Annotated in this window: 23 protein-coding genes; 15 read left to right on the top strand and 8 right to left on the bottom strand. The window is 72.8% G+C overall.

All coding sequences use genetic code 11. From position 1 onward, the window contains the following. Window positions 1-34 precede the first annotated feature (34 nt). Window positions 35-1,300, bottom strand: coding sequence for a hypothetical protein (locus tag AB0D45_RS20710; RefSeq protein ID WP_362461052.1), 1,266 nt, complete (start codon window positions 1,298-1,300; stop codon window positions 35-37). A 218-nt stretch (window positions 1,301-1,518) separates the two neighbouring features. Then, entirely contained in the window at window positions 1,519-2,427 is a 909-nt protein-coding gene (locus AB0D45_RS20705) for a LysR family transcriptional regulator (RefSeq protein ID WP_362461049.1), read from the bottom strand. Between the two features lie 262 nt (window positions 2,428-2,689). Here AB0D45_RS20705 and AB0D45_RS20700 point away from each other — a divergent pair, with 262 nt between their 5' ends. The 5 genes from AB0D45_RS20700 (at window position 2,690) to aspA (ending at window position 8,251) form a co-directional block, all read left to right on the top strand. After that, the gene (locus AB0D45_RS20700; protein WP_362461046.1) at window positions 2,690-3,484 is read left to right on the top strand and encodes a gamma-glutamyl-gamma-aminobutyrate hydrolase family protein; all 795 of its coding nucleotides are present in this window, start codon (window positions 2,690-2,692) and stop codon (window positions 3,482-3,484) included. Between the two features lie 31 nt (window positions 3,485-3,515). Beyond that, window positions 3,516-4,247: a FadR/GntR family transcriptional regulator gene (locus tag AB0D45_RS20695; protein ID WP_362461043.1), complete on the top strand. Its 732-nt coding sequence runs from the start codon at window positions 3,516-3,518 to the stop codon at window positions 4,245-4,247. Beyond that, window positions 4,244-5,683, top strand: a complete 1,440-nt coding sequence (locus AB0D45_RS20690) for an amino acid permease (protein ID WP_361606336.1) — start codon at window positions 4,244-4,246, stop codon at window positions 5,681-5,683. Before AB0D45_RS20695 ends, AB0D45_RS20690 begins: the two co-directional genes overlap by 4 nt. Before the next feature lie 85 nt (window positions 5,684-5,768). Further along, window positions 5,769-6,785, top strand: coding sequence for an asparaginase (locus tag AB0D45_RS20685; RefSeq protein ID WP_361606333.1), 1,017 nt, complete (start codon window positions 5,769-5,771; stop codon window positions 6,783-6,785). A 56-nt stretch (window positions 6,786-6,841) separates the two neighbouring features. Next, a complete protein-coding gene (aspA, locus tag AB0D45_RS20680) occupies window positions 6,842-8,251 on the top strand; it encodes an aspartate ammonia-lyase (protein ID WP_361606330.1) in 1,410 nt (469 codons plus the stop codon). A gap of 186 nt (window positions 8,252-8,437) precedes the next feature. On the opposite strand, the gene AB0D45_RS20675 is transcribed toward aspA, so the two are convergent. Beyond that, window positions 8,438-8,599: a hypothetical protein gene (locus tag AB0D45_RS20675; RefSeq protein WP_362461039.1), complete on the bottom strand. Its 162-nt coding sequence runs from the start codon at window positions 8,597-8,599 to the stop codon at window positions 8,438-8,440. Between the two features lie 132 nt (window positions 8,600-8,731). On the opposite strand from AB0D45_RS20675, the gene AB0D45_RS20670 reads away from it, so the two are divergent. Next, window positions 8,732-8,887 carry a hydrophobic protein gene (locus tag AB0D45_RS20670; protein ID WP_362461036.1) on the top strand — a complete coding sequence of 52 codons (156 nt, stop codon included), beginning with the start codon at window positions 8,732-8,734 and terminating at the stop codon, window positions 8,885-8,887. A 91-nt stretch (window positions 8,888-8,978) separates the two neighbouring features. Here AB0D45_RS20670 and AB0D45_RS20665 read toward each other — a convergent pair whose 3' ends face one another. Next, window positions 8,979-9,530 carry a type 1 glutamine amidotransferase domain-containing protein gene (locus AB0D45_RS20665; RefSeq protein WP_362461033.1) on the bottom strand — a complete coding sequence of 184 codons (552 nt, stop codon included), beginning with the start codon at window positions 9,528-9,530 and terminating at the stop codon, window positions 8,979-8,981. Between the two features lie 142 nt (window positions 9,531-9,672). Here AB0D45_RS20665 and AB0D45_RS20660 point away from each other — a divergent pair, with 142 nt between their 5' ends. Together AB0D45_RS20660 and AB0D45_RS20655 are read left to right on the top strand one after the other, a co-directional pair. Further along, entirely contained in the window at window positions 9,673-10,194 is a 522-nt protein-coding gene (locus AB0D45_RS20660) for a flavin reductase family protein (RefSeq protein ID WP_362461031.1), read from the top strand. A 102-nt stretch (window positions 10,195-10,296) separates the two neighbouring features. Then, window positions 10,297-10,800 (top strand): hemerythrin domain-containing protein, encoded by a 504-nt coding sequence (locus AB0D45_RS20655; RefSeq protein ID WP_361611345.1) that lies wholly within the window; start codon window positions 10,297-10,299, stop codon window positions 10,798-10,800. A 40-nt stretch (window positions 10,801-10,840) separates the two neighbouring features. On the opposite strand, the gene AB0D45_RS20650 is transcribed toward AB0D45_RS20655, so the two are convergent. Then, window positions 10,841-11,839, bottom strand: a complete 999-nt coding sequence (locus tag AB0D45_RS20650) for a glutathione S-transferase C-terminal domain-containing protein (protein ID WP_362461028.1) — start codon at window positions 11,837-11,839, stop codon at window positions 10,841-10,843. Between the two features lie 170 nt (window positions 11,840-12,009). Here AB0D45_RS20650 and AB0D45_RS20645 point away from each other — a divergent pair, with 170 nt between their 5' ends. Then, window positions 12,010-12,528 carry a histidine phosphatase family protein gene (locus tag AB0D45_RS20645; RefSeq protein WP_362461025.1) on the top strand — a complete coding sequence of 173 codons (519 nt, stop codon included), beginning with the start codon at window positions 12,010-12,012 and terminating at the stop codon, window positions 12,526-12,528. 48 nt (window positions 12,529-12,576) lie between these two features. On the opposite strand, the gene AB0D45_RS20640 is transcribed toward AB0D45_RS20645, so the two are convergent. From AB0D45_RS20640 to AB0D45_RS20630, 3 genes are read right to left on the bottom strand one after another with little or no spacing between them, the layout of a single operon-like run. Continuing rightward, the gene (locus AB0D45_RS20640) at window positions 12,577-13,371 is read right to left on the bottom strand and encodes a metallophosphoesterase (protein WP_362461022.1); all 795 of its coding nucleotides are present in this window, start codon (window positions 13,369-13,371) and stop codon (window positions 12,577-12,579) included. Next, complete coding sequence (locus AB0D45_RS20635; protein ID WP_362461019.1) at window positions 13,368-13,619, bottom strand: hypothetical protein; 252 nt, start codon at window positions 13,617-13,619, stop codon at window positions 13,368-13,370. Before AB0D45_RS20635 ends, AB0D45_RS20640 begins: the two co-directional genes overlap by 4 nt. Continuing rightward, window positions 13,619-14,281 carry a nucleotidyltransferase family protein gene (locus AB0D45_RS20630; RefSeq protein ID WP_362461016.1) on the bottom strand — a complete coding sequence of 221 codons (663 nt, stop codon included), beginning with the start codon at window positions 14,279-14,281 and terminating at the stop codon, window positions 13,619-13,621. The genes AB0D45_RS20635 and AB0D45_RS20630 overlap by 1 nt, the downstream gene beginning before the upstream one ends. Before the next feature lie 128 nt (window positions 14,282-14,409). On the opposite strand from AB0D45_RS20630, the gene AB0D45_RS20625 reads away from it, so the two are divergent. From AB0D45_RS20625 to AB0D45_RS20600, 6 genes are all read left to right on the top strand, one after another. Further along, window positions 14,410-15,699 (top strand): cytochrome P450, encoded by a 1,290-nt coding sequence (locus AB0D45_RS20625; protein ID WP_362461013.1) that lies wholly within the window; start codon window positions 14,410-14,412, stop codon window positions 15,697-15,699. Beyond that, complete coding sequence (locus AB0D45_RS20620; protein WP_361610051.1) at window positions 15,671-15,994, top strand: plasmid stabilization protein; 324 nt, start codon at window positions 15,671-15,673, stop codon at window positions 15,992-15,994. Before AB0D45_RS20625 ends, AB0D45_RS20620 begins: the two co-directional genes overlap by 29 nt. Before the next feature lie 46 nt (window positions 15,995-16,040). Continuing rightward, window positions 16,041-16,715 (top strand): HAD family hydrolase, encoded by a 675-nt coding sequence (locus AB0D45_RS20615; protein WP_362461010.1) that lies wholly within the window; start codon window positions 16,041-16,043, stop codon window positions 16,713-16,715. Beyond that, on the top strand, window positions 16,712-17,746 hold the full coding sequence (locus AB0D45_RS20610) for an NAD-dependent epimerase/dehydratase family protein (protein ID WP_362461007.1): 1,035 nt from the start codon (window positions 16,712-16,714) through the stop codon (window positions 17,744-17,746). Before AB0D45_RS20615 ends, AB0D45_RS20610 begins: the two co-directional genes overlap by 4 nt. Window positions 17,747-17,900: 154 nt before the next feature. Continuing rightward, window positions 17,901-18,437, top strand: a complete 537-nt coding sequence (locus AB0D45_RS20605) for an isochorismatase family cysteine hydrolase (protein ID WP_362461004.1) — start codon at window positions 17,901-17,903, stop codon at window positions 18,435-18,437. Window positions 18,438-18,507: 70 nt separating this feature from the next. Then, window positions 18,508-19,620, top strand: coding sequence for a glutamate--cysteine ligase (locus tag AB0D45_RS20600; protein WP_361610055.1), 1,113 nt, complete (start codon window positions 18,508-18,510; stop codon window positions 19,618-19,620). The last annotated feature ends 42 nt before the right edge of the window (window positions 19,621-19,662 follow it).

The following is a 19,662-nucleotide window of genomic DNA, read 5'->3' as shown; positions in this document are numbered from 1 at the left end:
GGCACCAGCTCGCCCTGTCTTCGCCGCACATGCTTCAGCTTGCGGGTGTGGCCGCCGTCTGTTCGTCGGTCAGGCGGGCCCGCCAGTCGCTGACGCAGTCGTCGGGCATGGACGCCAGGCGGGCGATTTCCCCGTCGCTACGCCCATCGGACCAGGCCAGGATCCGGGTCACGGTGCGGTTCCGTGCCGCGCGGAAGTCCTTGAGCATCTTCTCGAGGCGTTCGACTTCCTCGGCCTCGCGGACGAGCTGCTGGTCGACGGCGGAGCGTTCCTCGGCGCGCAACCGGCGCAGATGGGCGTCCAGGCCCGTCAGGACCAGACCCTCCTCGTGCGCGGAGTTCTGGAACCCTTCGGCCAAGGCCGCCAGCACGCAGTCGGGGACGTCGGCGAGGGTGGCCCCGGGGGGCTTGGCCGCCTCCCAGGTGCCCCGACCCGCCTCTGTCGTCTCCAGCCAGACGCGGGCGTCTGTCGGAACACGGTCGCCGCACGCCTGCGCGCGGTAGGCGTACAGGGCGGCACGGTGGCCGTAGAAAGTGAAACCGTCCTCGATCTGCCGGTCGGCGGCGCGGCACATCCGCCCCGGTACGCCGCCGTAGCCGCTCTCGGGACTGTAGTCGGCGTAGGCATCGAGTTCCGCGTCCGTGGCCAGGCCCCAGGAGGGATCGCACAGACCGGGGTTCATGGCGAGGAACGCGCCGACCTCGACACGCCAGCCAGGGATCGGTGTCGTGCCCAGCCTGGGCCAGCGGAGATCGCCGGAAAGGTCGACGGTGTGTGTCGCGGCCTGCTCGATGTCGTCCCAGGCGGTGGCGGCCTCGGCCGACCACTCCAGTTCGTCGTCCGGTCCGATGCGGTGGATGGAGTCCACGAGCCGCTGCACGGCGGGGAGTATGCGCAGGGCGAGCGCGTGCAGCTCCTCAGCGGTGAAGAAGCGCCAGGAGCAGCCCCGCCGTTCGTCGTGGGTCAGGTGGCCGAGCAGCTGCACCATGACTCCGGGTGCCGGGATGGCCCCGTCGCCGAGCGTCCTGCGGGGGAGGCCGGGGAGCTGGCTGCCGAGGTCTTGGGACGGGGCCCGCCAGTCGATGTCGCCGAACCATACGGCGCCGTCGCGTGCGTCTACTGCCAGCCACTGGTGGTAGCCCGCACCCGGGCCGTAGCGCTGCTCCTGCTGCTCGGCGTGTTCGTCGTGCCATACGTACTCGCCCGGAGGCGGGTCCAGCTCCACGGCCAGGAAGCCGTCCTCGGGGCGGTAGCCGGTGAGGACGCGGGCCGTTCGCGGCGTACTGTCGGCGGCGGTCATGAGGGGTTTCCTCTCGCTGGAACGTCAACCGCCGCAAACGTAGGGGGCCCGTCACACAATAGTTTAACTTTCAGCCACCGCGTCCGATAGTCGGACGTCCCGAGAATCCTGGCGTCACGTGGGGTCTACGCGCGTGCGGCCGCCGCCAAGTTGGCCGTATTTCACGTGCGTTCACGATCCGTCCACCTCCGGCTGCTGACGCCGCCGCGCGGCGCACCTCACGCGAGCGCGGCCAGCGCTTGCGCGGCGAGCATCTGCTCCAGGTCCAGGACGGCGCGCGGGGCGTGCCGGGTGTCGATGCGGACGGCGTAGATGAAGCGCGTCAACTGCGGCTCGGCCAGCGGGCGTGCCACGACCCGGGTGCTGCCGCGGGGCAGCGCCAGTCGCGGCATGACGGCAACGCACAGCCCTGCGGCCACGAAGCCGAGCACGGTGTTGAAGTCGTCCCCCTCGTACTGCAGGCGGGCCTGGAAACCTGGCGTATTGGCCATTTGGGAAAGCAGTTCCAGGCGCAGTGCGGCCTCCGGAGCCGCGATCCACGTCTCGGACGCGAGGCTGGCCAGGTCGATGACCTCCCTGTCGGCCAGGCGGTGGTGTGCCGGGACCACGGCCACCACCGGATCCCGTGCGACCAGCGTCCGGCGCAGCATCCGGGGCGGCGGGACGGGGATGAAGTCGTAGTCGTAGCTGAGGGCCAGGTCCATGTCCCCCCGCTTGAGCCGGTTGTAGCAGGCCTCGGGTTCCAGTTGGCTGAGGCTGACCTGCACGTGGGGGTAGGCCGTGTGGAGTCGGGCCAGCGCTTGCGGAACGATGCTGGTGGCGGCCGAGGCGAAGGCGCCGAGGCGGATCCGTCCGGCCGTACCGGCACGCATGGCGTCGAGTTCCACCGATGCCGTCGCCAACGCGTTGCGGACGCCCTGCTCGGCGTCGAGAAGGACTTCGCCGGCCGGTGTGGCGCGCACGGGCCGGCGCTCCAGCACTCTCAGGCCCGAGCGGCGTTCGAGTTCGGCGATCTGCTGGGAGATCGCGGGCGCGCTGTAGCCGAGCTCGCGTGCGGCGGCGTTGAAGGAGCCGTGCCGCACGACGGCTTCGAGGGTGGCGAGCAGGCGGGGGTCGAGTCCGTGCACGGAGTTAAGGCTCACTTATCTGTCGCGAAGATGTGTTTTCTTGTGATTGCGGATGAACGCCAGCAGGATTCTTGCTCGCGGCAAGAAAAACGCAAGCCCGCGCTCCGGGATCGTGACCGCCCCTCCACCTTGTCGCCGGGGCGCCCTCCGCCAGTGCCCCGTCCGCCTTTTCTGCCGCAGCCCGCCGTGGCCGGGGACGTCCGGCGGGGCGGGTGTGCACCCGGTCGTCGACGACACCCCTCACGCCCTGAAAGGAAGTGGTATGCCCCAGCCACCACTCATCGGACTCACCACCTACCTGGCCGACGCCCGGTGGGGCGAGTGGGACCTGCCCGCCGCAGTGCTGCCCGCGGCCTACGCCGGCTGTCTCCAGGCCGCGGGCGGCCGGGCCGTCCTACTGCCGCCGGACGCCCCGTCGGCGGCGGCCGATGTGGTCGCACGTCTGGACGCGATCGTCCTGACGGGAGGCGAGGACCTGGATCCCGCCCTGTACGGCGCCCGGCCCCACCCGCGTACGGGGCCGCCGGTCCGCGAGCGCGATCGGTGGGAGCAGGCCGTACTGGCCGCCGGTCTCGCCCGCGACATACCCGTGCTCGGAGTGTGCCGGGGTATGCAGCTGATGAACGTACACGCCGGAGGCACCCTCATCCAGCACCTGCCCGACAGGGTGGGCCATGACGGCCACAACCCCTACCGGGGCCACTTCTGTGCCCACACCGTCACCACCGCGCCGGGGACCCGGATCGGCGCCCTCCTGCCGGGGACCCGCGAGGTCGCCACGCACCATCATCAGGCCGTGGATCGCCTTGGCTCCGGGTTCATCGTGGCAGCCCGTGCGGCGGACGGCACCGTCGAGGCGATCGAGAGCACCCGGCACCGCTTCGCCGTGGGCGTCCAGTGGCATCCGGAGATGGGTGTCGACACGCCGGTGGTGCACGCCCTGGTGGATGCCGCCGGTTCCGCCGCGGACGCCGATCGGGCGGCTTCGGCGGCAGGACGGAAAGTGCGCACGGTGCGAAACTCGCCGGGCCGGACTTTCCCGACACAGGTGTCTTGACACCCTCCGGCGCACCCATCAGGATCACACCGTGAACCTGTCAGACAGCCAGACAGGTGGCCAGGCCCCGCGGCGCGTCAGCGCGATGGAAGCGGTCTTCGGCCACCTGCGCAGCGCCATCGAGCGCGGTGAGTACGTCGTGGGCGACAAGCTCCCCTCCGAAGCCGAGTTGTGCCGGACCCTGGAGGTCAGCCGGCCCGTGCTGCGGGAGGCGCTCCGAGCCCTCCAAGCCCTCGGCCTGACCGCCTCCAAGAGCGGCAAGGGCACGTTCGTCCTGGCGAACACGGTCGAGGACCCCACCTTCGGCGACTACGTCGCCAGCGACCTGCTGGAGGTGCGACGGCACGTCGAGATCCCGGTGGCCGGGTATGCCGCGCTGCGCCGCACCCCGGAGGACCTGGACCATCTGGGCCATCTGCTCGACCGGATGGAGCAGGAGACCGACACCACCGCGTGGGTGGCTATGGACACCGTCTTCCACCTGGCGGTGGCCGAGGCATCCCGCAACCCCGTCTTCCGCCGCGTCATCGAGGAGATCCGCGACGCACTGGCGCGTCAGTCGACCTTCCTCAACGAACTGGGCGGCCGGCGCGAGCAGTCCAACTGCGAGCACCGGGCGATCCTCGAGGCGCTGGCCGACGGTTCCGAGCACGACGCGGTGGAGGCCATGTCCCACCACCTCCTGCGGGTCGAGACGACCCTCACAGAAATCGTGCGCCCCCAGCGCGCGGCCACCTCCACGGAAGGCAGACCCGAGGCGTGAGCGAGCAGTTCCTCAAAGACGAGAAGCGCCCCACGACCCGTCACGTGGACGCCGGGGACACCGGCTACAGCAAGTCCTTGACACCCCGGCACGTCAACATGATCGCCATCGGGGGTGCGATCGGCACCGGGCTCTTCCTCGGCGCGGGCGGACGCCTCGCCGACGCCGGCCCCTCACTGTTCGTCGCCTACGCCGTCTGCGGGATCTTCGCGTTCCTCGTCGTACGCGCGCTCGGCGAGCTCGTCATGTACCGGCCGTCCTCCGGCGCCTTCGTCTCGTACGCCCGGGAGTTCCTCGGGGAGAAGGGCGCGTACACCGCGGGCTGGATGTACTTCCTCAACTGGGCGACCACCGGCATCGCCGACATCACCGCCGTGGCCACCTACACCCATTACTGGCGCATGTTCTCCGACGTCCCGCAGTGGGTGATCGCGCTCATAGCCCTGGCCGTGGTCCTCACCGTGAACCTCATCTCGGTGCGGATCTTCGGCGAACTGGAGTTCTGGTTCGCCATCGTCAAGGTCGGCGCGCTGGTCGTCTTCATGGCCATCGGGATCTTCTTCCTCGTGACCCGGCACCCCATCGACGACGCCGTGCCCGGTCCGTCCCTGATCACCGACAACGGCGGGATCTTCCCCAACGGCCTGCTGCCCATGCTGCTGATCATCCAGGGCGTCGTCTTCGCCTACGCCTCCGTCGAGCTGGTCGGAGTCGCGGCCGGTGAGACCGAGAATCCCGAGGAGATCATGCCGAAGGCGATCAACTCGATCATGTGGCGCGTCGGCCTCTTCTACGTCGGCTCGGTCGTCCTGCTGTCGATGCTGATGCCGTGGAACAGCTACAGCGCCGGCCAGAGCCCGTTCGTGACCGTGCTCTCCCACATCGGCATCCCGGCGGCCGGCGACGTGATGAACCTGGTCGTTCTCACGGCGGCCATGTCCTCGCTCAACTCCGGCCTCTACTCCACCGGCCGCATCCTGCGCTCGATGGCCGTCAACGGCTCCGCCCCGAGCTTCACCGCCCGGCTTAGCCGCACCCAGGTGCCCTACGGCGGGATCCTGCTCACCAGCGGCATGTGCGTCCTCGGCGTCGGGCTCAACTTCGTCGTTCCGGCGGACGCGTTCGAGATCGTGCTCAACCTGGCCGCCATCGGCATCCTCGCCACCTGGGGCATGATCATGCTCTGCCACCTCCTCTTCTGGCGGAAGACCCGTGACGGCGAACTCACCCGCCCCTCCTACCGCCTGCCCGGCTCCCCGTGGACCGAACTCGTGACGCTGGCCTTCCTCGCTTCCGTCCTGGTCCTCATGTTCGCCGACGGAGGGGCCGCACGCACCACCGTGCTGTGCGTGCCGCTGATCGCCGCGGCGCTGGTCGCCGGCTGGTACGCCGTCCGCGGCCGCGTGGCGCACGCCGCCGCCAAGAGCGAGGGCTGAGCCGGACGCCGGTCCGGCCCGCCCCGGGCCGGACCGGCCGTCCGCCCCACCGGTCCGCAGCAACCCACCACCGAACGAGGCAGTGATGCGCAGCAGTCTCCTCGCGGACGCGCCCGTGATCCGCGAGCCCCGGCATGCACCGGTCGCCCATGTCACCCGGGGCGGCATGATCGAGGGAGTCCACTACGGCTCCGTCGTCGTCCTCGACCGTGAGGGCGGAGTCCGGTTGGGCATCGGCGACATCGAAGCCGCGTGCTACCCGCGCTCAGCCCTCAAGCCGGTCCAGGCCGTCGCCATGGTGCGGGCCGGGCTGCCGCTCGACGGCGCCCTGCTCTCCCTCTCGATGGGCAGCCACTCCGGCGAGGAGCACCACCTCGCAGGTACCCGGCTGATCCTCGAACTGGCCGGTCTCACCGAGGACGACCTGCGCAACGTCCCCGACCTGCCGTACGCCCCGGCGGTCCGGGACGTCTGGGTGCGCGAGGGCCGCGGGCCTTCCCGGATCGCCCAGAACTGCTCCGGCAAGCACGCGGCGATGCTGTACGTGTGCAAGCTGGCCGGCTGGCCCCTGGAGAGCTACCTCGACCCGGGCCACCCGCTTCAGAGGGCGATCGCCGAGGTCGTCGAGGAACTCACCGGCCGGCACATCGCGAACGTCACCGTCGACGGTTGCGGATCCCCGCTGTTCGCAGTGTCATTGCACGGCCTGGCCCGCGCCGCCGCCCACATCGCCACCGCCGCGCCGGACACCGCCGAGCGCCGGGTCGCGGACGCGCTGCGCCTCCACCCGGAGATGGCGTCCGGCACAGGGCGGGACACGGCCGAACTGATGCGCGCCGTGCCCGGGCTGCTGGCCAAGGACGGCTTCGAGGGCGTCCAGGTCGCCGCACTGCCCGACGGCCGGGCCGTCGCCGTGAAGATCGCCGACGGGGCGGACCGGGCGCGCATCCCGGTGACGGCCGCGGCCCTCGCCCGGGCTGGAGTCGAACCGCGGCTGCTCGCGGGATTCGAGGGCGAGCCGATGACCGGGGGCGGCCGGCCCGTCGGCGGCATCCAGTTGGTGGCGGCGCTGAACCCGCCCAGCGTCCCCGCCACCGCCTGACCCCGTCCCCTTTCACCACCTTGACCCACCCACCTCAGGAAGAGGGCCGCACACCCATGACCGCCGCCACCCGCAGCGAACACGACCTGCTCGGAGACCGCGACGTCCCCGCCGACGCCTACTGGGGCGTCCACACCCTGCGCGCCACCGAGAACTTCCCCATCACCGGCACGCCCATCTCCGCCTACCCGCACCTGATCGACGCCCTCGCCGCCGTCAAGGAGGCCGCAGCCCTCGCCAACGAGGAACTCGGCCTGCTGGAGCCCGCGAAGGCGGCCGTGATCGTCGCCGCCTGCCAGGAGATACGCGGCGGCAAGCTTCACGACCAGTTCGTCGTCGATGTCATCCAGGGCGGCGCGGGCACGTCGACCAACATGAACGCCAACGAGGTCATCGCCAACCGGGCTCTGGAGCTGCTGGGCCACGCCAGGGGCGACTACCGGCACCTGCACCCCAACGAGGACGTCAACCTCGGCCAGTCCACCAACGACGTCTACCCGACCGCCGTGCGGATCGCGACCGACTCGGCGGTGCGCGGCCTGCTCGACGCCATGGCCGTCCTGCAGGATGCCTTCGCCCGCAAGGCCGCCGAGTTCCACGACGTGCTGAAGATGGGCCGGACCCAGCTGCAGGACGCCGTACCGATGACCCTCGGGCAGGAGTTCTCCGCCTTCGCCGTCATGCTCGACGAGGACCGCAGCCGGCTCGCGGAGGCCCTCGGACTCATCCACGAGATCAACCTCGGCGCCACCGCCATCGGCACCGGCCTCAACGCCCCGGCCGGATACGCCGAGTCTGCCCGCCGCCACCTCGCCGACATCACCGGGCTGCCCCTGGTCACCGCGGCCGACCTGGTCGAAGCCACCCAGGACTGCGGCGCCTTCGTCCAGATGTCCGGCGTCCTCAAGCGCATCGCCGTCAAGCTGTCCAAGACCTGCAACGACCTGCGCCTGCTGTCCTCCGGGCCGCGCGCCGGACTCGGCGAGATCAACCTGCCGCCGGTGCAGGCGGGCTCCAGCATCATGCCCGGCAAGGTCAACCCGGTGATCCCGGAGGTCGTCAACCAGGTCGCCTTCGAGGTGATCGGCAACGACATCACCATCACCATGGCCGCCGAAGCCGGACAGCTCCAGCTCAACGCCTTCGAGCCGGTCATCCTGCACTCGCTGTCGAAGTCCGTCACCCACCTGCGCGCGGCCTGCCTCACCCTCGCCGAGCGCTGCGTGGCCGGCATCACCGCCAACACCGAGAAGCTGCGGGCCACCGTTGAGAACTCCATCGGCCTGGTGACCGCCCTGAACCCGCACATCGGATACACCGCCGCCACCGACATCGCCAAAGAGGCCCTCGCCACCGGCCGGGGCGTGGCCGAGCTCGTCCTGGAACGAGGTCTGCTGCCGGCTGAGCGGCTCACCGCCCTGCTGCGGCCCGAGGTGATCGCGGGAGCCAGAGCGGCCGGGGCCTGACGAGGGGCTGCGCCGCGGCTCACCGGCCGCGCACCTGGACCGTCCCGCGCCGCAGACTGCCGGCCCCCGGACTGCACCCCGCGATTTCGCGGGTCGCAGCCAGCCACAGACGCTGATCAGGGGCCGCTTCGGAGCAGTCTGAAACGGCCCCTGACCGCTTACGGGGCCGGGCGATGCCGGCGCGCCTCAGTCGGGGGGTTCGGGCAGGGGCTCTTCGGGGTTGCCGTCCGGCGGCTCGGGGGGCTGCTTCGCCGGGTCCTCCGGCTGGGGGTCGCGGGGGACCGGCTCGGGTCCCGACGGGGTCGGGCCGGGGCCGTCCGGCTTCTGGGGCGGGCTGGGATGGGTCACCGCGTGCACCTCTCTTCCGCTGGAGCCGGCCCCTCCCCGCAGCAGGCATGAGGCGGGAATGCCGGGGCAGTCGCTCCTGTGCGCCCGGCTCCCGGGCGCGGCTTTCCGGCCATCCTGCTTCGGAGGTGGGTCATGGTTCCGCTTCTTCTGGTCCTGTTGCTGATTCTGCTGCTCTTCGGCGCCGGTTTCGCCGTGAAGGTGCTCTGGTGGGTCGCGATCGCCGTCCTCGTGCTGTGGCTGGTGGGGTTCGTCGCCCGCGGCAGCGGCGGGCGCTGGTACCGGTGGTAGGACGCCGGACGGCCGTGCCGGGGGCCCGCCGGATGCGGCGGGCCCCCGGGCGTGTCCCGTGCCGTCCGGGTGAACGGGGGCGGCGCGTGCGTCACCCCGCGGACTGCGCGTGCCGGTCGAACTCCCGCAGGAGGGTGGCGCAGAAGACGTCGAGGTCGTCCGGCTTGCGGCTGGTGATCAGCGTCGCCGGCTCCGCCCGGCAGACCTGGACCTGCTCGTCGACCCAGGTGCCGCCCGCGTTGCGGATGTCGGTGGCCAGGCTGGGCCACGAGGTCAGGGTTCGGCCGCGTACGACATCGGCTTCCACCAGGGTCCACGGGGCGTGGCAGATGGCGGCGACCGGCTTGCCCGCGGTGAAGAAGCTCCGGGCGAAGCCGACGGCCCGTTCGTCCATGCGCAGGGCGTCGGGGTTGGCGACGCCGCCGGGCAGCACGAGGGCGTCGAACGCCTCGGACGTGTCCCCGGCGAGCACGTGGTCGACGGTGAAGCGGCCGGCCTTGTCCAGGTGGTCGAAGGCCTGCACCTGTCCGGGTGCGGTCGAGACCAGCTGGGGATTCCAGCCGGCTCCTTCGACGGCCTTCCACGGCTCGGTGAGTTCCACCTCTTCGACGCCTTCGGGCGCGGTCAGAAAGGCGATGCGCACCGAATACACCTCCTTGGCTGGTACAGGTTGTGCGTACCTCCCCCGCCTGCCCGGAGCCCGGCCGCTCAAGCACCCGCGTTCGCGGGCCCAGGGGGAGACGACCGCCGCGCCGCCCGGCGCGGCCCGACACGCGGGAGGCGCCATGGCGGATCTCGACCCCGACCCCGATCCCGACCTCGACCTCGGAGTCCTCACGGAGGCGGTGGACAGCGCGATGTACGTCGTCACGGCCGCCTCGGGCGGCCGCCGGGCCGGCTGCCTGGTCGGCTTCGCCTCGCAGTGCTCGATCGACCCGCCGCGCTTCGTGGTGTGGCTGTCGACGGCGAACCACACGTACGAGGTCGCCCGTACGGCGGGCCACCTCACCGTGCACGTCCTGGACCGCGGGCAGCGGGCCCTGGCGGAGCTCTTCGGCGGCGAGACCGGCGACCGCGTGGACAAGTTCGCCCGCATCGGCTGGCGCCCCGGCCGGGACGGGAGCCCCGTGCTGTCGGACGTGCGGGTGTGGTTCACCGGCCGGATCGAACAGGTCTTCGCGGGCGGTGACCACGTCGGCTTCGTGCTCTGCCCGGTCGAGCTGTCCGCCCCGGGCGGCGGGGGGCGGGCGCACGGGGCGCTGCGCTTCGGTGACGTCCGTGACGTGGAGGCCGGCCACCCGGCCTGACGCCGCCCTGTTCGCCCCGCCGAACGGTCCCCGGGGTTTCAACCGCCGACGAGTGAGCATCCGCCCGATGACGGAAACCCCCATGCCAGGAGGTAGTGGAAGATGGCCGCAGACCGGCAGGAACAGGACGTCGTCGAGGTGATCCTCGAGGACCACCGGACCATGGAAGAGCTGTTCCGGCAGATGCGCAGCGTCGAGGCCGACCGCGCGCGGGCGCTGAAGGAGTTCTCCGCCCTGCTCATCGCCCACGGCGAGGCCGAGGAGGCCGAGGTCTACGGCGCGCTCAAGCGGTACAAGAACGTGGACGACGACGAGGTCGAGCACGGGGTGGAGGAGCACGAGGAGGGCAACGAGGCGCTGCTGGCGCTCCTGGAGGTGGACGACGTCGGCTCCGAGGAGTGGGACTCCAAGCTGGAGGAACTGGTCAAGGCGGTCTCCCACCACATGGACGAGGAGGAGCGGACGATCCTCAACGGCGCCCGGGAGAGCGTCCCGGACGAGCGCCGGGCCGAGCTGGGCGCCGCGTTCCTGAAGGAGCGGGCGAGGCTGCTGGAGTCGGACTGCGGCAGCGTCGAGAACGTCCGCGCCGTCGTGAAGGGGTCCTGAAGAAGCCAAGCAACGGCCGAGGCCGGCGGGCCGGCCCTGCTCAGCCGAGCGGGTTGTGGTCCGCCGGTACGCGTTCCCCGGGGGCCGGCGGGTCCGGCGGCGTGCCGTCGCCGAAGGGCCGTCCGCCCAGGGAGGCCCGGCCGTGCGGGGCGAGCCAGCCGGCCGGGTCCGGCCCGTACGGGACGATGCCGGTCGGGTTGATGTCGGAGTGCACCAGGTAGTAGTGCCGCTTGATGTGGTCGAAGTCGACGGTGTCGCCGAAGCCGGGCGTCTGGAACAGGTCCCGCGCGTACGCCCACAGCACCGGCATCTCCGAGAGCTTGCTCCGGTTGCACTTGAAGTGGCCGTGGTACACGGCGTCGAAGCGCACCAGCGTGGTGAACAGCCGTACGTCCGCCTCGGTGAGGGTGTCCCCGACGAGGTAGCGGGACAGCGCGAGCCGGTCGGACAGCCAGTCGAGCCGGGCGAACAGCCGCTCGTACGCCGCGTCGTACTTCTCCTGGGAGCCGGCGAACCCGGCCCGGTACACGCCGTTGTTCACGTCCCGGTAGACCACCTCGTTCACCGCGTCGATGGCCGGCCGCAGCTCCGGCGGGTAGAGCGCGGGTGCGCCGGGCCGGTGGTACCGCGTCCACTCCAGCGACATGTCGAGGGTGATCTGCGGGAAGTCGTTGGTCACCACCGCGCCGGTCGGGACGTCCACGACCGCGGGCACCGTGATGCCGCGGTCGTAGCCGGGCTCCCGGGCCAGGTAGGCCTCCTTGAGGCGCTCGATGCCGAGCACCGGATCCCGGCCGCCCGGATCCAGGTCGAAGGTCCAGCTGTCGTCGTCGTGCACCGGCCCGGCGACGGCCATCGGCAGGGCCTCCTCCAGGCCGAGCAGCCGGCGCACGACCACGGCCCGGCTCGCCCACGGGCAGGCCCGGCTGACGGCGAGCCGGTACCGCCCGGGTTCCACCGGGAAGCCGTCGCGTCCGTCGGCGGTGATCCGCGTACCGATGTACCGGCTGTCGCGGGTGTACTCCGAGCCGGGGTTCACGTACCTCACCCCGTGCGCCTACCCGGGTACCGCCGCCGCGAACGTGGTGCACTGGTGGCCGGCGCCCGGGGCCGCGCGTCCGGCCGTTTGGCCGGCGGGTGCGGGGGCAGGCGCCCCGTCCGGAGCGGCCGGCGCGCGGCCGGTCCGGCATCGACGCGGAGGAGGCAGGGGTGTCCGGGAAGCAGGAGCGGCGCCTGGTCCTGGTGCGGCACGCCAAGGCCGTGCCCAAGGGCGGCATCGAGGACTTCGACCGGGCGCTGGCCGACCGGGGCCGCGCCGACGCCGAGGCGATGGGGCACCGGGTCGGGAGGTCCCCGCTCGGGGTCGGTCTCGTCCTGTGCTCCCCCGCGAAACGCACGCGCCAGACGTGGCAGCTGATGCAGCCCTCGCTGGCGGACCAGCCCGCGGCGGTGTTCGACGACGACCTCTACAACGCCTCGGCGGACACCCTGCTGTCCGCCGTGACCGCGACGGACGACGGGATCCCCGGAGTGCTGCTCGTGGGCCACAACCCCGGCATCCACGAGCTGGCCGCGGCGCTGCCCGGCGACGGCCCGGAGGACCTCGTCCGGCAGCTCCGGGACGCCTTCCCGACCTGCGCCGTCGCCGTGTTCGACTTCTCCGGAGGCTGGCGGGACGTCGCACGCGGCGCGGGCCGACTGACCGCCCTCTGGACCCCCCGCGACTGACGCCGCGCCGCCCCGGGCGTCCGTGCCGTACGGGTCACACCGCTGCCGTCACGTCCTCGCCCGGGCGGCGTGGGCCGCGGCGCCGCGGGACGCGGAGTGCCGGGACTCGTGCGCGGATCCGTCGGGGGAGAGGTGGTACACGGAGAAGGCCTGTCCGATGACGGGCATCGCCACGTTGCGGACCTGGACCCCGCCCGCCGTCATTCCGTGTTCGGTGCCCAGGTGGGCGTGGCCGTGGACGGCGAGGTCGGCCCCCTCGTCGTCCATGGCCTCGGCGAGGAGGTAGCTGCCGAGGAAGGGATAGATCTCCCGGGGCTCGCCCGCCAGGGTGTCGGGTACGGGCGCGTAGTGGGTGAGGGCGATCCGCAGCACGCTGCCGGCCTCGCGCAGTTCGCGCAGCGACCGCCCGAGCGCCTCCGCGCTGGCGCGGGTGTAGCGGATGAAGGACTTCATCTCCGGCTCGCCGAACTCGCTGCCGCTGCGTCCGGCGAAGCCCCCGCAGAAGCCCTTGGTCCCCGCGATCCCGACGGGCGTGCCGTCGATGTCGAGGAGGACGCCGTCGCCCTCCAGTACGTGGATGCCCGCCGAGCGGAGCTCGTCCGCGACGGCGTCCTGCCGGTCGCTCTGGTAGTCGTGGTTGCCCAGCACCGCGACGACGGGCACCGGCAGCCCGGCCGTCTCCGCCGCCACGACCCGGGCCTCCTCCGGGGTGCCGTGCCGGGTCAGGTCGCCGGCGAGCAGCAGCAGGTCCGCGCAATCGCCCAGGGTGTCGAAGGCGGGCCGCAGCACTCCGGCGCTGTCCGGGCCGAGGTGGATGTCCCCGACGGCGGCGATGCGGATCATGAGAGCTCCTCGGCGTGGTCGGGCGGGCACGATCGGCTCAGGGAGACGTCGGCGTACCAGTCGACTCCCGCCAGTTCCTCCCCGGCGATCCGCAGGACGGCAGCGCGGCGCTCCTCGTCGCCGACGCAGCCGCGCAGCACGGCGCGGGAGCCGTGCAGCTCGACCCGTACGCCCAGCTCGGCGAGCTCCTCGCGGGCCAGGCGGTCACGCAGGTGTTCGATGCGGTATTCGATGATGTCGGTGGACATCACGCCTCTCCTCCCGTCCCGGCCGGGCGGCCGATGACGCGGAGCCTCTCCAGCAGGTGGAAGAACGCGTCGGGCAGCGGGGCCGCCCTGTGGTCGCGCTCCAGCCGGTCCCAGTCGATCTGCTCCCGCAGCATGCGGGCCATGGGCAGCAGGTCGCCGAAGTCGCAGTAGTGCTCGCACAGCGCGGCGAGGCGGCTGTCCATGAGGTCGGTGGGAGCGAGGACCGGCATCCACACCGAGTCCACCGCCTTGACGGTCGCGCGCTCCAGCAGCTCGGTGCTGACCGGACGCCGGGCCAGTTCGAAGATCAGGTCGATCTCCTCACCGCCGGAGCGGCCCTTGACCAGCCAGTCCTCGGGGGCGCGGCGCATGGGGATGCCGCCCTCCTCCAGGGCTTTGACGGCCTGGTCCGCGTCCTCGGGGCGGACGCAGAAGTCGGTGTCGTGCTGGAAGCGGGCCGGCAGGCCGTGCGCGAAGGCGGCCACGCTGCCGGCGAGGGCGAAGGGCGGCCCGGAGCGCTTGAGCAGCGCCGCCACCCGTTTGGTGGTCTCCAGGATGGCCTGGGTGTGGTCCTTCGGCAGCGGTCCCTCGGCTGCCGGGGGCGGCCGCAGGCTCTCCGGCGGCGCGACGCCTCCGAGGGCGGAGGAGGTCCTAGCGGCCATGGGACGCCTCCCAGCTTCCACCTGCACGGTGTCACGGTCGGGCATGGACCCCGCCTAACCGGTTCGCGGCCGTCGAAACCCCCCGGGCGCCAGGAGTGCGTCCGGACCCGGCGGGTAGGCGCCCCGACATGCCCCCACTGATCGACAGCACGCTCCCCCTGCTGGCCCAGGGCTACGCATGGGCCCCCGACCTGCGGCGTCGCCGCGGCAACCCGCCCGCCGTCCGGACCCGGCTGATGGGTCGGCCCGCGCTCCTGCTGCACGGCCCCGCCGCCGTGGACTTCTTCTACGACGAGCGGCACGTCCTGCGGGACGGCGCGCTGCCGGGACCCGTCCTGGACACCCTCTTCGGGCGGGGCGCGGTCCACACCCTGGACGGCGACCGGCACCGGGTCCGCAAGGCCATGTTCGTGTCCCTGCTGGTCCAGGACAGCACGGTCGACGCCCTCGCCGCCCTGGTACGCCGGCACTGGGCGGCCGCCGTCGAAGGGTGGCGCGGCCGTCAGGCCGTCCTCTTCGACGAGGCGGCCGCGGTGCTCGCCCGCGCCGTCTGCGACTGGACCGGCCTGGCGGTCCCCGAGGACGCCGCCCGCGGGGTCGCCGAGGACTGCGTGGCCATGGTCGACGGCTTCGGGACCCCCGGACCGCGCCACTGGCGGGCCCGCAAGGCCCGCGCCCGCCAGGAGGAGTCCCTCGCGCGCACGGTGGAGGAGCTGCGCGGGGGAGTGACCCACCTCCACCAGGCGCTGCCCCCGGGGAGCGGGAACACCGCCCTGGAGACCGTCGCCCGGCACCGCGACGCGGACGGCCGCCTCCTCGATCCCCGCACGGCGGCCGTGGAGCTGCTCAACATCATCCGCCCGACCGTCGCCATCGCCTGGCTGGTGGCGTTCGCGGCGCACGCGCTGCACCGCCGTCCCCGGCTCGCCGACGGACTGCGGGCGGACGACGGCGCGTACGCCAGGGCCTTCGCCCACGAGGTGCGGCGCTTCTACCCGTTCGCCCCCTTCGTGGGCGGCCTCGCCGCCCGCGACCTGCGCTTCGGCCAGGAGGCGGTGCCCGAGGGCACCCTCGTCCTCCTCGACGTGTACGGCCACCACCACGACCCGGGCCTGTGGCCCGACCCCTACCGCTTCGACCCGCAGCGCTTCCTCGGACGCGAGCCCGGCCCCGGCGAGCTCATCCCCCAGGGCGGCGGCGACGCCCGCACCGGACACCGCTGCCCCGGAGAGGACATCACCGTCGGCCTGCTCGCGGAGTTCGCCTCCGCCCTGGCCGACCTGGACACCGACGTCCCCGAGCAGGACCTGCGGATCCCGCTCCACCGCATCCCGACACGGCCGCGCAGCGGGTTCACCGTGTCGCTCCCGTCCCGGCAGAGGAGTCACCATGCCCCGAGGGTCGAGTCCCAAGCGTGAACGCCAGTACGAGCACATCAAGGAGAGCGCGGAAGAGCGCGGCGAGAGCCCCGAGCGGGCGAAGGAGATCGCGGCGCGCACCGTGAACAAGGAACGGGCCCGCGCGGGGGAGTCGCAGACGGCGAGCAGGACCTCCCTCGAGGACATCTCCTCCTCCCGGCGCGGCGGGCTGCACTCCCACAGCGGGGCGCAGGGGCCCACGTACGACCAGCTCTACGCGGAGGCCAAGCGCCGCAACCTGCACGGCCGTTCCTCGATGGACAAGGCCGAACTCAAGCGCGAGCTGGGCTATTGAGGCCGCCGTACCCACGGAAGTCCCCGAACCGCAGGAGGAGGCGGGCATGAACCGGGCCGCGCTGTTCGACGTCGACGGCACCCTGGCCGACACCAACCACCTGCACGTCACCTGCTGGTGGGAGGCCCTGCGGCAGGCGGGCCACAGCGTCGCGATGCACGACATCCACCGCGCGATCGGCCTCCCCGGGGAGGACCTGCTCGCGCACCTGCTGGGCGAGGACCGCGACAAGGACGGGGACGAGGCGCTGTCCGCGGCGCACGAGACCCTCTACGCGACCTACTTCGACCGGCTGCCCCCGCTGGACTCGGCGGCCCGGCTGCTGCGCGAGCTGCACCGGCGGGGCTGGCGGGTGGTGCTCGTCACGTCCGCCAAGGACGCCGAGCTGGACGCGCTGCGGCGGGCCGTCGACGCCGAGGACGCGATCACCGCGACGGCCAGCTCCGACGACGTCAGCGAGGGCAAGCCCGCCCCCGACCCGGTGCGGCACGCGCTCGGCCTCGCCGACGCGCCCGCGCGCGGCTCCGTCTTCGTCGGCGACACGGTGTGGGACATGAAGGCGGCCGCCCGGGCGGGCGTCGCCTGCGTGGGCCTGCTGTGCGGGGGCATCCCGCGCGCCGACCTCGAGGAGGCCGGGGCCCGGGCCGTGTACCGGCATCCGGCCGACCTCCTGGCCCAGCTCGACCACAGTCCCTTCGCCGAACAGGAGGCGGGCCGATGACCGGTACCCGCGTGGTGGTCGTAGGGGCCACCGGAAACGTCGGCACCAGCGTGGTGCAGGCCCTCGCCGAGGACCCGGCCGTGGAGTCCGTCCTCGGCCTGGCCCGGCGGGTGCCCCACTGGCAGCCGCCGAAGACCCGCTGGGAGGCTGTGGACGTTCAGCCGGGCGGCGCCGACCTCGAACCGCTCTTCACCGGCGCGGACGCGGTCGTCCACCTCGCCTGGAAGTTCCAGCCCACCCACGACCCGGCCGAGACCTGGCGCACCAACGTCCTGGGCAGCCTGCGCGTCTTCGACGCCGTCGCGGCGGCCGGCGTGCCCGCCCTCGTGCACGCCTCGTCCGTCGGGGCCTACTCACCCGGCCCGAAGGACCGCGCCGTGGACGAGTCCTGGCCCACCCACGGCTGGCCGCAGGCCGCGTACACCCGCGAGAAGTCCTACCTGGAACGCGTCCTCGACACCTACGAACGCGCCCACCCCGGCCTGCGCGTCGTGCGGATGCGGCCCTCCTTCCTCTTCAAGCGGGAGTCGGCCTCCGAGCAGCGCCGCATCTTCGCGGGCCGGCTGCTGCCCGGGCGGCTCGTGCGGCCCGGCCTGATCCCCGTCGTCCCCGACCTGGCCGGCCTGCGCTTCCAGGCCCTGCACACCGACGACGCGGCCGCCGCGTACCGGGCCGCCGTCCTGCTCCCGGTGCGCGGGGCCTTCAACCTGGCGGCGGACCCGCCCGTGGACGCCGCCGTCCTCGGCCGCCTCCTCGGGGCGAGGACCCTGCCGGTGCCCGTGGCGCCGGTCCGCGCGGTCCTCGCCGCGGCCTGGCGGCTGCGCCTCGTACCGGCCTCACCGGACCTGTTCGACGCCGTCCTGCGCCTGCCCCTGATGGACTCCGCGCGAGCCCGCCGGGAGCTGTCCTGGGAGCCGCGGTACACAGCGGTGCAGGCCGTCGAGGCCTTCCTGGACGGGCTGCGGAGCGGTGAGGGCATGGACACCGTGCCGCTCGCGCCCGACCGGCTCAGGGCTGCGGCAGCGTCCTGACCGTCCCGTCCTCCCGGGCCGGGAACACCGTACGGACCCGGGGGGACCGCCGTAGCGCCGGTCATGAGTACGCGCCCACCGCAGGGGCAGGCGACCTCGCGGATCCGGGGCGCGCAGGGGGCCGATGACGACCGGCGAAGGAGAGGTGAGCCGCATGTCCAAGAGCGCCCTGGTCGTGGTCGACATGATCAATACCTATGACCACCCCGACGCGGAACGGCTGCTGCCGTCGGCCCGCCGGGCCGTGGCCGGCATCGGGACACTCCTCGGCCAGGCCCGCAAGGCCGAGGTGCCGGTGGTCTACGTCAACGACAACTTCGGGCTGTGGCGTTCCCACCACGGCGAGCTCCTGGACACGGCGCTCGCCGGCCGCCACGCCGACCTCGTGGAGCCGCTCCGCCCCGACGAGAACTCCCTCTTCGTCCTCAAGGCGCGCCACTCGATCTTCTACGAGACCCCGCTGGCCTACCTCCTCGGCCAGCTCGGCGTCAGCCGGCTGGTGCTGTGCGGCCAGGTCACCGAGCAGTGCGTGCTCTACTCCGCCCTGGACGCGCACATCCGCCACCTCGACGTCACCGTCGTCCGGGACGCCGTGGCCCACATCCACGAGGACCTGGCCGTCGCGGCGCTGCGGATGATGGAGACCAACATGGGCGCGGACGTACGGGACGCCGAGGACGTGTCCTTCTGACCGCCCGGCATGGCACTCCGACCGGTGGGTAGACGCCGGGGACTCTGCGGGCACGCGGCAAGGAGGACCGATGGACGTTCTGACCATGGGGGTCGAAGAGGAGTTCCACCTCGTCGACCGCGACAGCAGGGCGCCGGTGAACCGGGCTCCGCAAGTGATCCGCGAACTGACGGCGGAGCTGGGCGGTCAGGTCCAGGCCGAGTTCTACGACGCCCAGGTCGAGGTCTGCACCCTGCCCACCGCCGACCGCGAGGACCTGCGCGAGCAGCTGCTGCGGCTGCGGCGCTCGGTGGCGGACGCCGCGGACGGCGCCGGCACCCTGGCGGTGGCCTCCGGCACGCCCGTGATACCGCCGGCCGAGCCCCTGACGGTCACCGACAACGCCCGCTACCGCCTGATGGCGAGCCGGTACGCCGGGTTCGTCGGTCCCCACCACCTCGTGTGCGGCTGCCACGTGCACGTCGGCACCCTCGACCGGGGGCGGGCGCTGGCGCTGGCCAACCAGATGCGGCCCTGGCTGCCGGCGCTCCAGTCGATCACCGGCAACTCCCCGATCGTCTGCGGCCGCGACACCGGACTCGACAGCTGGCGCACGGTGGCCTACTCCTGCTGGCCGACCGTGGGCCCGTCGCCCCTGGTCGACGAGCGCCAGTACGACGAGTACGTCGACGGGCTGATCACGGCCGGGGTGCTGATGGACCGCGCCATGCTCTACTGGCACGCCCGCCCCTCCGAACACGTGCCGACGCTGGAGATCCGCATCTCCGACGTCAACGCCGACCTGGACACCGTCGTACTGACGGCCACCCTCGTACGGGGCCTCGCCTCCGTCCTGCTCGTGCAGGCGGACGCGGGAGTGCCGCCGCCCGAACCGCCCGAGCGCGTGCTGCGGGCGGCCCACCGGATGGCCGCCCGGCACGGGATCGACGGGCCGGGCCTGGACGTGGCCAGCGGCAGGCGGGTGTCCGCCCGCCTGCTCGTCGACCGGCTGATCGAGCGGGCGGCCCCCGGGCTGGAGCGGGCCGGTGACCTGGCCGCCGTGGAAGCGCTCTGGGCCGGCCTGCGCAAGCGCGGCACCGGCGCCCGCCGCCAGCGGGCGGTCCACGCGGCGACGGGCAGCCTGGCCGCGGTCGTCGACAGCCTGAACGCGGCGACGGGCAGCCTGGCCGTGGAGGCCGCCTGAGGGAACCGGACGCGGACACGCCGACGGGGGCGCACCGGCCGG

Source organism: Streptomyces sp. NPDC048352 (genome assembly GCF_040651895.1).
GTDB lineage: Bacteria > Actinomycetota > Actinomycetes > Streptomycetales > Streptomycetaceae > Streptomyces.
Note: the sequence above shows the minus strand (reverse complement) of the source record. Positions and strands in the feature narration are given on the sequence as shown.

Coding starts and splice junctions, on each gene's coding strand:
- AB0D45_RS20700 (WP_362461046.1), top strand. CDS start 2,690: ATGCCCCAGCCACCACTCATCGGACTCACCACCTACCTGGCCGACGCC.
- AB0D45_RS20640 (WP_362461022.1), bottom strand. CDS start 13,371: ATGATCCGCATCGCCGCCGTCGGGGACATCCACCTCGGCCCGGACAGC.
- AB0D45_RS20655 (WP_361611345.1), top strand. CDS start 10,297: ATGGCCGCAGACCGGCAGGAACAGGACGTCGTCGAGGTGATCCTCGAG.
- aspA (WP_361606330.1), top strand. CDS start 6,842: ATGACCGCCGCCACCCGCAGCGAACACGACCTGCTCGGAGACCGCGAC.
- AB0D45_RS20605 (WP_362461004.1), top strand. CDS start 17,901: ATGTCCAAGAGCGCCCTGGTCGTGGTCGACATGATCAATACCTATGAC.
- AB0D45_RS20670 (WP_362461036.1), top strand. CDS start 8,732: ATGGTTCCGCTTCTTCTGGTCCTGTTGCTGATTCTGCTGCTCTTCGGC.
- AB0D45_RS20600 (WP_361610055.1), top strand. CDS start 18,508: ATGGACGTTCTGACCATGGGGGTCGAAGAGGAGTTCCACCTCGTCGAC.
- AB0D45_RS20615 (WP_362461010.1), top strand. CDS start 16,041: ATGAACCGGGCCGCGCTGTTCGACGTCGACGGCACCCTGGCCGACACC.
- AB0D45_RS20685 (WP_361606333.1), top strand. CDS start 5,769: ATGCGCAGCAGTCTCCTCGCGGACGCGCCCGTGATCCGCGAGCCCCGG.
- AB0D45_RS20630 (WP_362461016.1), bottom strand. CDS start 14,281: ATGGCCGCTAGGACCTCCTCCGCCCTCGGAGGCGTCGCGCCGCCGGAG.
- AB0D45_RS20635 (WP_362461019.1), bottom strand. CDS start 13,619: ATGTCCACCGACATCATCGAATACCGCATCGAACACCTGCGTGACCGC.
- AB0D45_RS20660 (WP_362461031.1), top strand. CDS start 9,673: ATGGCGGATCTCGACCCCGACCCCGATCCCGACCTCGACCTCGGAGTC.
- AB0D45_RS20625 (WP_362461013.1), top strand. CDS start 14,410: ATGCCCCCACTGATCGACAGCACGCTCCCCCTGCTGGCCCAGGGCTAC.
- AB0D45_RS20620 (WP_361610051.1), top strand. CDS start 15,671: ATGCCCCGAGGGTCGAGTCCCAAGCGTGAACGCCAGTACGAGCACATC.
- AB0D45_RS20610 (WP_362461007.1), top strand. CDS start 16,712: ATGACCGGTACCCGCGTGGTGGTCGTAGGGGCCACCGGAAACGTCGGC.
- AB0D45_RS20710 (WP_362461052.1), bottom strand. CDS start 1,300: ATGACCGCCGCCGACAGTACGCCGCGAACGGCCCGCGTCCTCACCGGC.